Raw genomic sequence first — 13,823 nt, 5'->3', positions numbered from 1 at the left:
AACTATATCTCTTAGTCTACAGGTTATAATAACTCGTACTAATCCAATGGCAAAGTCGTGGTTAGTTTGATTTTTTGCAAAGGGATTTCAGTTTTTACATTCTGAATTCCTGATATTTTATTAAGATGATTGATTTGAAACTTTCGATAAGCTTCTAAATCAGAAACAACGATACGTAAGAAAAAATCACAATCGCCTGCCATCAATTGGCACTCTACGATCTGAGGAATATTCATAATCGAATCGTTAAAACGGTTTACGGTTTGCTCATCCTGACTTTTCAACCAAATTCGAGCAAACACCGTCAAACTGAGATTGACTTTTTGCGGGTTTACCAAAGCCACATATTGGTCAATGATCCCTTCATCTTCAAGTTGTTTTACTCGTCTTAAACATGGAGAAGCGGATAGTCCAATCTGCTCGGCTAACTCATTATTCTGCAACTTACCGTTTTGCTGTAAAGCGCGCAAAATACGACGATCTGTTTGGTCTAATTTCATAAAACCAGTCTTAGTATATAAATTTAAAAAATAACATATTTCAGCAATATTATTGCAAAATAAATTTTACAAGCAGAAAATTTAGAGAAAAATAGCCTATCAAGTGGCATAAAATAAACAAACACCGTATTTTCGACTTTGAGCTTCTCATGTTAAGTTTTAAAAACACCGCAGCAGAACTGAATGATTCTATTGATTTCAGAGAATTTTTACGCGGTCTTAAAACATCCATTCCGATGTTATTAGGGATTATCCCTTTTGCCTTGGTACTGGGAACTCAAGCTGCTCAAAAAGGTTTCTCTGCTTTAGAAGTCCCTCTACTTACAGGACTTAATTTTGCGGGTGGTTCAGAATTTGCCATTATTGAAGTATGGACCCAACCACCACAACTTCTTTTTCTTATCTTAATCACGTTTTTGGTGAATAGTCGCCATATTTTAATGGGCGCTAGTTTAGCACCTTATATTCGACACTTGCCCAACCGTAAATCTTTGCCTTTGTTATTTTTCATGTGTGATGAAAGTTGGGCTTTAAGCATTACCGATGCCCACAAACAAAATCCACGAAATCCCTATGCGGGCTTTAGTGTGTTCTTTTATATCGGACTCTGCTTTGCACTTTATGTTATGTGGGTTAGCTTCACCACGCTTGGCGTTGGTATTGGCTCTTTTCTTGGAGATGTTACCAAATTTGGTTTTGACATGGCTTTTCCGGCTGTATGCTTAGTGCTTTTACGTGGAATGTGGAAAGGCTTTAAACCCGCATTACCTTGGTTGGTTAGCCTCATCGCTGCCGCTTTGGCTTATTACTTTTTACCCAAAGGATGGTACGTTTTAGTGGGTTCTATTTCAGGAATTATTGCTGCCTTCTTGTTTATTGGAGATGACGAATGATTCATATGACCACCTTTATCGCGATTCTATGCGTTGGATTGACCACATATTCAACCAGAGTTTTAGGCTATTTGGTGTTAAAAAATCGACAGCTCAGTAAAAGAACCACACGGATTTTGCAAGTCATTCCGGGTTGCGTACTTGTTTCTGTCATCGCACCATATTTTGTTTCTGATCATCCAGCGAATTTAGTTGCAATTGCCGTGACCATACTGGCTGCTTGTTATTTGTCTTTACTTCCTACTGTAATGATCAGTATTGTCGCCACAGCGATGTTGAGATACTTGATCGCATAAAGTATCTCAACTGTTTGCGAGCATGATTTACCCATCCATCTCTACTTTCTTGAGCAAATTAAGGCTGTTTACTTTGTTGAAGTATTTTAATCAGTTCAGCATTTTGAAACTCAACTTGAGTCAAACGATTAGAGGTATTGTCCAAGACCTCTTGTTGTACTTGCATCTTTTTTGCTAAATCCTGCATAATTTGTAATGTTTGTTTAAGATGATTCTCCTGTGATTGAATCAAATGTTCTTGGTGATTGGTTCGCTCAATTAAGGTGATATTTTGCTTATTCAACTTCCCCATTTGCCAAACCATAAAAATAATTGCCAAATAGACAATCACCAAAGTGATATACATAAAAAACATCATCATTCCCCAATTATAAGATGTGATCTATCATTATTTTATCTTTATTTCAGCACGTTAAAAGTGATGAATTCTCATCGTGTTGCATGCATTGTTATCACACACGCATCAGTGAATGTTCAATAGAATGATTCACACAGATCAAGCAAGCGATTCGCATAGCCCCATTCATTATCATACCAAGCAAAAACCTTAGCCTGCTGTCCTACAACAAGTGTTTGGGTGAGATCAACAATCAATGAATAAGGTGAATGATTAAAATCACTTGAAACCAATAGTTCATCTGTCACGGACATAATTTCCGCATAATCATATTTTGCAGCTTGAACCAAAGTTTGATTAATCAAATGCGTCGTCATCGCTGACTTTGCAACAAAGCTTAAATCAATTGCAGCCACATTAATGGTCGGTACCCGAATTGAAAAACCATCAATTCGATTTTCCATTTTTGGCATGACTTGCTTCAATGCACCCAGCGCTGAAGATGTGGTAGGAATTATGTTTTGACCTGAAGCTCTTGCACGACGCAAATCACGATGAGCATGATCCAATACCGATTGATCCGCTGTAACCGCGTGAATTTCTGTCATCAAGGCACTTTCTATACCAAAAGCATCATCAATAATTTTGACCAATGGCACCAACGCCTGTGTGGTACAAGACACACTGGAAATGATTTGGTCAGAGGCTTTGACTTCATGGTGATTAACACCATATACGATTGCAGCATCAACAGTATCAAATGGTGCAGCACCAACAATGACACGCTTAGCCCCAGCAATTAAATGCTGTGTTGCAGCCGCTCTAGAACGAAATAGACCCGTACATTCTAAAACAACATTAATATCCAATTCTTTCCAAGGCAACAGTGCTGGATTTTCTTGTCTTAAAATCAGAACTTTAAGTTTTATCTGACGAGCATCAATAGACATATAAAGCTGTCCATTTTCTTCAACAATATTGACTGCACCATCGAAACGTCCGTGAGTGGTGTCATATTTAAATAAATGAACCAATGTTTCAACGTCTGCGATATCATTGATGGCAACAATTTCAAAATGAAAGTTCTTCGGATTTTCAAACCAAGCTCTTAATACATTTCGCCCAATCCGCCCGAATCCGTTTATTGCCACACGTTGCATCAGATGTCCTTTTACAGCCAAACTACCATAATCAGTTATATGGTATAAGATTTATGGTCACTACTGTTAATATATAGCTGACTTTAGCAAGAAAAATTTCGAAAACAATAGAATTTAAAACATCATTGGATAAAAAATGTATTCATCTTTGCTCACCATGACTTTTATGCGGCATCTATTTTATTTTTGCTGTATTGCGATATGTATTTTTATATTGATTCCTTTCAGTTATGCCCAACAAATGAATGTTCAAAATACTTATTCACGATGCAGCGAAACACAGACTCAGCAATTGCTTGATCAACTTAACCTAATTTCATCACAACACAGCGATACACGCTATCCAACATTTGAGACCTGTATCGAGCTGGATCAAAATCTGCAATTGATCGCAGTTAGTCAACCACCTCCTCTGTCGTCTGGGTATCCAGATTACGACTTAAATCTTTACTTAATTGACAATACATCTGAAAAAATTCTAAATCACTATCATTATCCGATGACGATTACTTCAGATATCGGTCAGTATGAAAATTTACAATTTGATATTCATCACTTTTCTACAGACTATGCAACACCCGTTATTGGTCTGGCTTTAACCTACAAGCATTTAGGCAGGATCGACAAAACAATACGTGAAATAAAGTTATTCAAAATCAACAATCACCAACTGCAATTGGTTTTAGATAAATTTATGACAAATTACTCAGGTAGCGAAAGACCGTCTATGTGTGAAAATAATAAACAAATCGAGGCTCAAATATTACTACATCCATTAAAACAAAACAGTCACGGTTTAGCAGATATTCAACTCACTGAAAAAACAGAGCGCATAACACTTGACGAAAAAAAATGTAGTACCCATCGTATTGTCAAAAAGCAACGTCATATCATGAAATTTGATGGTAAAGAATATCGTTTTAAACATCTTAAATTTTTAGACTTTGGAATTTAATTAGATTTTGAACTTTTAGAGATGAGCCTATGAAAATATTTCAGATTTCCCTTGGCATGGCATTGGTTTACATTTCAGGAAACTTATTTGCAGCCCCCTATCAACGTTGCTCAGAACAACAGCAACAACAACTGATTGACCAATTTAAATTGGTCAATCAGCGTTTTGCAAATACAGATGCTGAAACATATCAAAGCTGTATCCATTTGGACAATGCACAAAGAATTCACTTAATCGCCATTAGCCAGCCCATTGATTATAAATCTTATGATGACATGGAACATGATCTAAATTTATATCTAATTGATTCTTCTCAGCATAAAATTCTGCAAAAGTATAAAGCACCAGAAACCTTTTACTCAGATGCCGATCATTATGATGGTGCACAACTACATACCACCCGTTTTTCAACATTAAATGATATTGATGTCGTGGGTGTTGAAACCTCATCGTCGCATCAAGGTGGTTTCACTTATAGCCACAGTAATTTAACTTTATTTAAAGTTAATCCTAAACACCCCATTAAAGAAATTGGCGGTATCAGCATGAATGAAAGCGGCTATGAACGAATTGGAAACTGTTCAGAAAACAGTAATTCAGAAGTCAGACGCATCCTTATTTTATCAAATAAGATCACACATGGCTTACAGGACATCATTTTAAAAGAAACCAAAAATCAGACCAAAACCAACTACAAAACCTGTACTTCGGTGAAAAAACAATATAAGCAACAACAAACGCTTAAATTTAATGGTCAAGTATATAAATTTCAGCATCATAACTTTTTAAGTATTGATCCTTTTTAATTTGCGTTAAATGTTGTAATGACAATGTAGGGGTATTTTAAATTTTGTAGAATTTAAAACCTATTTGGACCAAAGTCGCAATTGTATAGAAAAACCAATAATTCACCTTAAAATCATTGGTGGAGCGTGTATTTTCCGTTATACTTTGGCGTTTTTAAAAATTAAGCCTGTGTGCAGACTGAGCAATAAAATTAGACTCAGTGACACACTTTTAGCCAATATGAAAATTGAGGAGTGACTTGGTTGTGAGTACTCGTTTTATGACTACTGCTGAAATACGTGAAGCATTTTTGCGTTACTTTGAATCGCAAGGACATACACGTGTCGCGTCGAGCTCACTTGTACCCGCCAATGACCCTACTCTGCTGTTTACCAATGCTGGCATGAATCAGTTTAAGGATTGTTTCCTTGGTCTAGAAAAACGCGACTATGTTCGTGCAACAACTTCACAAAAATGTGTACGTGCAGGTGGTAAGCATAACGACTTGGATAATGTGGGTTATACAGCACGCCACCACACTTTCTTTGAAATGTTAGGTAACTTTTCTTTTGGTGATTACTTTAAGCATGATGCTATTCGTTTTGCTTGGGATTTCCTAACAGGTGAAGAATGGTTAGCCCTTCCAAAAGAAAAACTCTATGCCACTGTTTATCATACAGATGACGAAGCTTTTGATATTTGGAACAAAGAAATCGGTCTAGATGCTAGCCGTATCATCCGTATTGGTGACAATAAAGGCGAGAAATACGCATCTGATAACTTCTGGGCGATGGGTGATACAGGTCCTTGTGGTCCTTGCTCTGAAATTTTCTTTGATCATGGCGATCATATCTGGGGTGGCTTACCTGGCACACCTGAAGAAGACGGTGACCGTTTTATCGAAATTTGGAATAACGTCTTTATGCAGTTTAACCGTACTGCTGATGGCGTCTTGCACAATCTTCCTGCGCCATCTGTCGATACAGGTATGGGCTTAGAGCGTATTTCTGCTGTTTTACAACACGTCAATTCAAACTACGAAATTGACTTGTTCCAAAACTTATTGAAATCTGCAGCTGAAATCATCGGCGTAGATATGAGCCAAGCTCAAGCTGAGGCTCAGACTCAAAATAAACCAATTGAATACCCAGCTTCGCTTAAAGTTGTTGCAGATCATGCACGTTCATGCTGTTTCTTGATTGCTGATGGTGTAAATCCATCCAATGAAGGACGTGGTTATGTGTTGCGTCGTATTATTCGTCGTGCTGTACGCCATGGTAATAAAATGGGCGCAACAGGTACTTTCTTCTACAAAATGTTGCAACCACTCATTGATGTGATGGGTGAAGCTTATCCTGAATTGATTGAGCGTCGTCAAGTTATTGAAAATGCTTTGATTCGTGAAGAAGAGTTGTTTGCAAAAACACTTGAACAAGGTTTGAAATTACTTGAAAGTGAATTAGCCAACCTGAAAGGTAAAATTATCCCAGGTGAGACTGTCTTTAAACTTTACGATACTTATGGCTTCCCAACTGACTTAACTGCCGATATTGCACGTGAACGTGAACTCGAAATTGATGAAGCAGGTTTTGAAGTTGAAATGGCTGCACAGCGTCAACGTGCACGTGAAGCAGGCAAATTTGCAGTTGATTACAACAGCATTGTAAAAGTAGACAGCGAAACTCAGTTTGACGGCTATGACGCAACTCAAGGTCAGGGACAAATTGTTGCGATCTATAAAGATGGTGTTCAAGTTGACGAAGTCGTTGAAGGTGATGAAGCATTGATCGTGCTGAACCAAACACCTTTCTATGCAGAAAGCGGTGGTCAAATTGGTGACACAGGTATCTTTAAAAATGAAACCGGTATTTTTGAAGTTCAAGATACCAAAAAATCAGGTAATGCATTTGTTCATCAAGGTATTGTCACTGTAGGCAGTCTAAAGGCAACACAGAGCGTAGAAGCTATTGTGAAAGCTGACATCCGTGACGCGACTGCACGTAACCACTCTGCCACTCACCTTTTACATGCGGCATTGCGTCAAATTCTAGGTGAACATGTTCAGCAAAAAGGTTCATTGGTTGCCTCTGATCTTTTACGTTTTGACTTTGCCAATGACCAACCTGTAAGCTTCGAACAACTGCAACAAGTTGAACGTTTAGTGAACCTTGAAATTATTGCCAATACTGCTGTATCTACAGAACTTCTCGGCATCGAAGCAGCCAAAGATAAAGGCGCAATGATGTTGTTTGGTGAAAAGTATGGTGATGAAGTTCGTGTACTGTCTATGGGCTCACTAAAAGATGAGAAAAATTTCTCGATCGAGCTGTGTGGTGGTATCCATGTAAAACGTACAGGTGATATTGGTTTATTCAAAATCACTTCTGAAGGTGGTGTTGCTGCGGGTGTACGTCGTATTGAAGCTGTCACAGGCACGAAAGCACTGGAAGTAGTACAAAAAGTAGATGCCGATATTTTACATATCAATGATCTACTGAAAGCCCAAAAAGACCAAACTGTTGAGAAAGTTGAAGCAGCGGTTGAAAATGCGCATCAACTGCAAAAACAAATCGAACAATTGAATCAAAAATTGGCGAACTTCCAAGCTTCTGACTTGATCAATCAAGTGACAGAAATTGCTGGTCGTCAAACACTTATTGCCACAGTTCAAGGACAAGATGCGAAGTCAGTTCGCCATCTTCATGACAGTGTCAAATCTAAATTAGAGAATGCAGTAATCGTGCTTGCAGGTGTTGAAGGCGACAAAGTGAGCCTGATCGCATCTGTAGCAAAAGATTTCACTGCAAATCTAAAAGCAGGTGACATCATCAAACACTTAGCAACTGAGCTTGGTGGTAAAGGTGGTGGTAAACCTGACTTAGCACAAGGTGGCGCGCCACTAAACGAGAAGTTTGAACAAGTGATGACAGATTTAACTGCATGGCTTGCTCAAAAATAAAACTTCACCTTTTGTGTAACTGACTCTAATGCCAATTAGAGTCATGGCTTATATGGAACAACTATGGCATTAATCGTTCAAAAATATGGCGGTACTTCTATGGGTACTCCCGAGCGCATTTTAAATGTTGCTCGTCGTGTAAAGCGTTGGCATGACCACGGCCACAAGGTTGTAGTGGTTGTATCAGCAATGAGTGGTGAAACCAACCGCTTATTAGCTTTAGCGAAAGCCATTACCGAAACCCCTGATCCTCGTGAATTAGACCAAATGGTGTCAACGGGTGAACAGGTAACGATTTCAATGTTAGCAATGGCGCTCAATTCAATTGGTGTTGAAGCTAAGTCACTTACAGGTCGCCAAGTTGGGATTAAAACCGACAGCGCATTTACCAAAGCACGTATTGAAGCGATTGATACTGATGTAATGACCGGTCACTTAGATGCAGGTCGTGTCATTGTTGTTGCTGGCTTCCAAGGTTTTGATGCTGATGGTAATACAACAACTTTAGGTCGTGGTGGTTCAGATACATCTGGCGTTGCATTGGCTGCTGCCTTGAAAGCAGATGAGTGTCAAATTTATACTGATGTTGATGGTGTATATACCACTGACCCACGTGTTGCACCTAAAGCCAAAAAAGTTGATCGCATTTCATTTGAAGAAATGCTTGAAATGGCATCTCTTGGTTCTAAAGTTCTACAAATTCGCTCAGTTGAATTTGCAGGTAAATACCAAGTGCCTTTACGCGTATTATCAAGCTTTGATAATGACAATGATGGCGCATTCGACGAAGACTTTAAAAAGAATGTCGGAACACTAATCACCACTGAAGCGGAAGACAGTATGGAACAGCCAATTATTTCTGGTATCGCATTTAACCGTGACGAAGCTAAATTAACAATTTTAGGTGTACCTGATGAACCAGGTATTGCTTCAAAAATTTTATCGCCTGTTGGTGCTGCAAACGTTGAAGTGGATATGATTATCCAAAACGTTGAAGAAGATGGTACGACTGATTTCACATTTACAGTGAATCGTGGTGAACTTAAAAAAGCCAAAGCAATTTTAGAAGAAACTGCAACAGCAATTGGCGCACGTGAAGTTGCAACACGTGACGATATTGTCAAGGTTTCTATCGTTGGCGTGGGTATGCGTTCACATGCAGGTGTTGCGAGTAAAATGTTCACAGCACTTGCAGATGAAGGGATCAATATTTTAATGATCTCGACTTCTGAAATTAAAATTTCTGTGATTATTGAAGAAAATTATCTTGAACTTGCGGTACGTTCTCTTCATACAGCGTTCGGTTTAGACCGTGAACATGGCGAATCCAGCGCACGTGCGTAATTTTTGATCAAATATAGCAGCTTATTCGCTGTTTTGACCAAGAAAAAATCAGAGCCACTATAGTGTTTTCTATAGTGGCTCTGTTATATTAGTTTTTGAGGTTTTAAAAAATTTCAACGGAGGAGTGAGAAAGTGAAAAACTTGTCACATTATTCTGTTAAAATTATCGGTGCTATTTAAAGTTGTGTTTTCTATTTTTTTAGAAATTCATCGCAGGTTTAGCGTTTAAGCAAGGAGATAAACATGCTGATTCTGACCCGCCGTGTCGGAGAAACTTTGATGATTGGGGATCAAGTCAGTGTTACTGTGCTTGGTGTTAAAGGCAATCAAGTTCGTATTGGTGTGAATGCACCAAAAGAAGTTTCTGTACATCGCGAAGAAATTTATCAACGTATTCAACATGAACGTGCTATGCACGAACATTTGCAACATATTGATCAAGATTATCAACCTTCTTTTGAAGATGATAATTCGCAAAACACATATAATCGTTAAGATTATAAATGTTTTGAAATATAAAGCGGCTTATATAGCCGCTTTAAATTTATTTGAACCACTGGTAAAAAACTTTGTGCTTATTCAAGACCTAAAGCTTTTTTTACGGGTGAATAACTACGTCGGTGTTGATCAATAACCCCGTGTTCTGCAATAGCATCAAAATGTGCCTTTGTTGGATAGCCTTTATGCTTTGCAAAACCAAATTGTGGATATTGCTTGTCTAAATCTACCATTTCATGATCACGGGTCACTTTTGCCAAAATACTGGCAGCACTGATTTCAGCATGTAACGCATCACCTCCTACCACAGCGTCACAGCTCATGTTTAAGCCTTTCGGAACTTTGTTCCCATCAACCAATACATGCTCAGGAACAAGCTTTAATGCTTCTACAGCACGTCGCATTGCCAACAATGAAGCTTGTAAAATGTTGAACTCATCAATTTCTTGATGTGTTGCTTCAGCTATCGCCCAAGCAAGTGCTTTTTCTTTAATCTCAATAAACAACTTTTCACGTTTCTTTTCAGTCAGTTTTTTTGAATCATTTAATCCTTCTATCGGATTATTGGGATCTAAAATAACAGCTGCAGCAACAACAGATCCAACCAATGGACCTCTGCCCGCTTCATCAACTCCAGCAACTAACATCGTCTTTCCTATCAAATCCATAGCTAAATTATTAAAGCCTTAAACAATTCTAGGCAATTATTTCATTGCTTCAGCAACACAGGCATTAATTGTTTTTGTTACTGCATTGGAAACAATCGTTGCACGCGCCTGAGGATCTAGTGCCGCTGTTGCTAAGTCTACAGCAGAGACACTTTGTGGTGCTTTCTCACTCACACAACCACAAATTTGGCTTTGAACATTGCTTTTTTGTTCAGTAGTCATCACTCGTGTTGCCACTTTCCATGCAGGTAAGTTTTCTAATTCTGTCGTGCATTTTGCATTAATCGCAATTTTCATCGCTACAGCACCTAATTGCTGTGTCGTTGTCCCTGCTGCAGTAGGATCCATTGAATCCGTTGTTGCACAAGCAGTCAAAGCCAAGATCAAAGGTGCAATAAAGGCAGCAGTTTTTTTCACAATTTTTCCAGTTTATCGAATAAAGAATATATTTTGCCTAAACTTATAGTGAGATTAAACTAAAAATTCTAATAATCTTATGCTCTGCCATTAAATGGATAATTATTTCTCATTTTCTGCATTAAGCGTTGCAAATTTAAAACAATCCGTTGATTTTTTGAGACTGATTTCCATGATAAAAACTCATATCATAAGCATCAAATTAAATTGGAATATGTAACATGCAACAAAAATCACAATACTATACAAGGACGGCACAGTGGTTACATTGGGTCATGGCAGTCATTTTTATCACCGCATGGGTCATTGGTTTTTATAGTGGTAATTTTTTAAGCTATGATGTCGATGGTCCATTCAAAGGCGATGTTATCACCTTGCACAAAAATATCGCATCAGTGATTATCTTTTTGGTGATTATTCGAATTTTTTGGCGTTATACACACCCAGTGCCAGAACTCCCAGCAACCATGTCTCCCTTGATGAAAACTTTGGCTCACTTGGGACATCTCGGTCTTTATTTCATGCTTTTGGCTTTACCGATCACAGGCTGTTTATTTAGCTGGAGTGCTGGTCATCCTGTTCCTGTATTATATCTGTTTGAGATTCCAAGACTGGTTCAAGACAATCCTGATTTAACTGCGATTGTAAAACCACTGCATATTTATATTTCATGGGCAGCCGGGTTATTACTGGTCGGACATATTCTTGCAGCGCTTAAACACCATTTTATTGATAAAGATAATGTTTTAAAAAGCATGACTCGTCAGGGCTAAATCTCAAGATACAACGATTTGAGATTAAAATTGTTTGCACTTAAAAGCACATCTAAATGATGTGCTTTTTTTAAATTTATTTTAGGACAGGACATATAGTCAAACCGCCTGATTATTCATACAAGTGATTTGGATGATTCATTTATTTTGTACGTTTGAATCCTCTGAAAAGTAAAGTATCGCCTACGCAAAACAATTTAAACTTTAGAGCTAAAGCGTGGCAGTGCAAGCTTTATATCATCAAACAATATATTGATCGCTTTAATTTTACTGATCAACAGAAATGATATTCTACTGTATGAATTTTTCAACAGATTGACTATATTTAAGCTTTAGAGCGCAGAAATCAATGTTTAAGTAGACACAAAAGAGAAGTAAGTGTTGAGGAGGATTGCGATTTTCATATATGGTTTTGCTTAAGATGCTAAAAAAAATGTTTAAGAAGAAAAGAAAATATACATTTATGTTTTTATTATTAAGTGCCAATTGTTTTAAGAAAATATTGTTTTGTCGAAATATCATACTACTCGTAAATCAAAATATAATCGTACTTATTTAAGGAAAGGAGAGCATAGTTTTGTGCTGATTTCAATATTTTTAACACGAGTAAAGTATAAGGGTTGGACTAATGATAGAATTAAGAGAGTTTTATCTGAAGCTAAAAGTAAGGATTATGATTATTTGTATCTAGTTTTAAAAGAAAGTTTGGATAAAGAAAATATCTAATAATTTAATATCTAATTCATTTTTTAAATTTGAATTAGATATTTTTGAATAATGATATATTTAGTTTAATTTTTTTAATTCATTTTCAATCTCTAGAATTTTCCTCTCTTTTTTATTAATTTTATCAATATTTCCTAATTTTTTCTCTTTTTCTAATTCAACTTTAAGTTTTTGTAATTTATGTTGTTTTTCTTGAATTTTTTTATCTCTATCTTGCTTTAATGTTGTATTGTTACAATAACGGTTGTTTTCTTTTAATGCCTTTTTAAGTCCATTTATTTCATAAGTATTATTGTGTTGAATCGCAAGTTTTAGCTTGTTTTCAATTTCTAGTTTTTTTGATTCGCAAGTTTGATATTTTTCAGCATTTATATTGCTTAATAATCCAAAAAATATAGCGATTATAGTGATTATTTTGGTAAATTTCATTTGGGTGATTATCCTTTATTTAAGGTAATAGAATTTTTTATTTTAAATTGAATGATATTTTTTTAGCAACCCTTTTGTTATTGAAATGTCAATCAGTTTTCATGGAGCTTGCGGTATATGTTAAGAATTAAGAATAAAAAGTATAATTAAAATAAATTATCACTGATTTAATTTTTAAAAAAATATTTTAGTTCTGTAAATCATTATTAAAACTCAAAAAATGTGATTGGTTATCTTATTTGATTTTTTTGTTAAATTTATCACTTTTTATTGAGTAAATGTGTGGTAAAAATAATTATATGAAATTAATGTTTTTTTATAAAAATAAGACTCAGTTATTTGTTTTTTTGCTGATAAATTGTTTTAAATGTATAAGTTATTTGTGTGAAATGTAAAGAATCATTCACCATGTAAATATTACTATTTCAATAGTTTCATTTTGTTTGTTTAAGTTTTTTTTTAAAGGTGAGTTTATGAATTTCTTCAATCGTTTTTTTGCAATTACAACTGTAGGGTTTTTGACAGTAGGTGTGACCTATGCAGCGCCAACAGTAACCTTTCAAGGCGAAGTAACAGATCAAACATGTCAAGCTTCAATCAATGGTGGCACCAATGGGGTTGTATTACTTCCTACGGTTTCTGCAAATACTTTAACTGCGTCTGGGGCAAAAGCAGGTTTAACTCCTTTTACGATTAATGTCACTGGATGTACAGCACCATCTCAAGAACTCGATATTAAAACAAAATTTTTAGGTCATTCAGTTACTTCAAATGGAAACTTAGGCAATGTTGCAACTGTCAATGCTGCAACAAATGTTGCGATTCAGTTGACTAAAGAAGCAGCTGGAACAACAGCGATTGTACTCAATGGACCAACAGCTGTTGAAGGTTTGAAAGTGCTTAGTGGTGCAACCAGTGGAAGTTACGATTTTGGCGCACGTTATATTTCTGAAACAGGTGGTGCAACGCAAGGTACAGTGACATCAGTTGTTGAATATACCTTGAGTTATCAATAAGACTTTATTTGATCCGCTGCATAAGCAGTGGATCTAGTTGCAAATGATTTGGGTTGGAGTAGTGGA

15 protein-coding genes are annotated in these 13,823 nt (G+C 36.6%); 9 read left to right on the top strand and 6 right to left on the bottom strand.

The window, feature by feature from the left end; all coding sequences use genetic code 11:
* Window positions 1-38 precede the first annotated feature (38 nt).
* On the bottom strand, window positions 39-500 hold the full coding sequence (locus tag ACINWC743_RS00430; RefSeq protein ID WP_009583907.1) for an Lrp/AsnC family transcriptional regulator: 462 nt from the start codon (window positions 498-500) through the stop codon (window positions 39-41).
* Between the two features lie 149 nt (window positions 501-649).
* On the opposite strand from ACINWC743_RS00430, the gene ACINWC743_RS00425 reads away from it, so the two are divergent.
* Together ACINWC743_RS00425 and ACINWC743_RS00420 are read left to right on the top strand one after the other, a co-directional pair.
* The gene (locus ACINWC743_RS00425) at window positions 650-1,393 is read left to right on the top strand and encodes an AzlC family ABC transporter permease (RefSeq protein ID WP_009583945.1); all 744 of its coding nucleotides are present in this window, start codon (window positions 650-652) and stop codon (window positions 1,391-1,393) included.
* The gene (locus ACINWC743_RS00420) at window positions 1,390-1,689 is read left to right on the top strand and encodes an AzlD family protein (protein ID WP_009583918.1); all 300 of its coding nucleotides are present in this window, start codon (window positions 1,390-1,392) and stop codon (window positions 1,687-1,689) included. Before ACINWC743_RS00425 ends, ACINWC743_RS00420 begins: the two co-directional genes overlap by 4 nt.
* Before the next feature lie 58 nt (window positions 1,690-1,747).
* Here ACINWC743_RS00420 and ACINWC743_RS00415 read toward each other — a convergent pair whose 3' ends face one another.
* Entirely contained in the window at window positions 1,748-2,044 is a 297-nt protein-coding gene (locus ACINWC743_RS00415; protein ID WP_009583924.1) for a hypothetical protein, read from the bottom strand.
* Window positions 2,045-2,163: 119 nt separating this feature from the next.
* Window positions 2,164-3,186: a type I glyceraldehyde-3-phosphate dehydrogenase gene (locus tag ACINWC743_RS00410; protein ID WP_005029503.1), complete on the bottom strand. Its 1,023-nt coding sequence runs from the start codon at window positions 3,184-3,186 to the stop codon at window positions 2,164-2,166.
* Window positions 3,187-3,322: 136 nt separating this feature from the next.
* Between ACINWC743_RS00410 and ACINWC743_RS00405 the strand changes: the two genes are divergently transcribed.
* The 5 genes from ACINWC743_RS00405 to csrA all read left to right on the top strand — a co-directional run bounded on the left by ACINWC743_RS00405 (window position 3,323) and on the right by csrA (window position 9,725).
* Window positions 3,323-4,141 carry a hypothetical protein gene (locus ACINWC743_RS00405; protein WP_009583905.1) on the top strand — a complete coding sequence of 273 codons (819 nt, stop codon included), beginning with the start codon at window positions 3,323-3,325 and terminating at the stop codon, window positions 4,139-4,141.
* 29 nt (window positions 4,142-4,170) lie between these two features.
* Window positions 4,171-4,947: a hypothetical protein gene (locus ACINWC743_RS00400; RefSeq protein WP_009583961.1), complete on the top strand. Its 777-nt coding sequence runs from the start codon at window positions 4,171-4,173 to the stop codon at window positions 4,945-4,947.
* 245 nt (window positions 4,948-5,192) lie between these two features.
* Window positions 5,193-7,886, top strand: a complete 2,694-nt coding sequence (alaS, locus tag ACINWC743_RS00395) for an alanine--tRNA ligase (RefSeq protein WP_009583901.1) — start codon at window positions 5,193-5,195, stop codon at window positions 7,884-7,886.
* Between the two features lie 63 nt (window positions 7,887-7,949).
* Complete coding sequence (locus ACINWC743_RS00390) at window positions 7,950-9,230, top strand: aspartate kinase (protein WP_004831179.1); 1,281 nt, start codon at window positions 7,950-7,952, stop codon at window positions 9,228-9,230.
* Between the two features lie 243 nt (window positions 9,231-9,473).
* Window positions 9,474-9,725 carry a carbon storage regulator CsrA gene (csrA, locus tag ACINWC743_RS00385; RefSeq protein ID WP_004721174.1) on the top strand — a complete coding sequence of 84 codons (252 nt, stop codon included), beginning with the start codon at window positions 9,474-9,476 and terminating at the stop codon, window positions 9,723-9,725.
* Window positions 9,726-9,805: 80 nt separating this feature from the next.
* Here csrA and rnhB read toward each other — a convergent pair whose 3' ends face one another.
* Window positions 9,806-10,375 carry a ribonuclease HII gene (rnhB, locus tag ACINWC743_RS00380; protein ID WP_004831181.1) on the bottom strand — a complete coding sequence of 190 codons (570 nt, stop codon included), beginning with the start codon at window positions 10,373-10,375 and terminating at the stop codon, window positions 9,806-9,808.
* Window positions 10,376-10,432: 57 nt separating this feature from the next.
* Window positions 10,433-10,813 carry a hypothetical protein gene (locus ACINWC743_RS00375; protein WP_009583898.1) on the bottom strand — a complete coding sequence of 127 codons (381 nt, stop codon included), beginning with the start codon at window positions 10,811-10,813 and terminating at the stop codon, window positions 10,433-10,435.
* Window positions 10,814-11,034: 221 nt separating this feature from the next.
* Here ACINWC743_RS00375 and ACINWC743_RS00370 point away from each other — a divergent pair, with 221 nt between their 5' ends.
* Complete coding sequence (locus tag ACINWC743_RS00370) at window positions 11,035-11,586, top strand: cytochrome b (RefSeq protein WP_009583912.1); 552 nt, start codon at window positions 11,035-11,037, stop codon at window positions 11,584-11,586.
* A gap of 786 nt (window positions 11,587-12,372) precedes the next feature.
* Here the strand turns inward: ACINWC743_RS00370 and ACINWC743_RS00365 are convergent.
* The gene (locus ACINWC743_RS00365) at window positions 12,373-12,741 is read right to left on the bottom strand and encodes a DUF1090 domain-containing protein (RefSeq protein ID WP_009583914.1); all 369 of its coding nucleotides are present in this window, start codon (window positions 12,739-12,741) and stop codon (window positions 12,373-12,375) included.
* Window positions 12,742-13,214: 473 nt separating this feature from the next.
* Here ACINWC743_RS00365 and ACINWC743_RS00360 point away from each other — a divergent pair, with 473 nt between their 5' ends.
* Window positions 13,215-13,757 carry a fimbrial protein gene (locus tag ACINWC743_RS00360; protein ID WP_009583941.1) on the top strand — a complete coding sequence of 181 codons (543 nt, stop codon included), beginning with the start codon at window positions 13,215-13,217 and terminating at the stop codon, window positions 13,755-13,757.
* Window positions 13,758-13,823: the final 66 nt, after the last annotated feature.

This window comes from Acinetobacter sp. WC-743 (assembly GCF_000335555.1).
Taxonomy (GTDB): Bacteria; Pseudomonadota; Gammaproteobacteria; order Pseudomonadales; family Moraxellaceae; genus Acinetobacter; species Acinetobacter bereziniae.
Note: the sequence above shows the minus strand (reverse complement) of the source record. Positions and strands in the feature narration are given on the sequence as shown.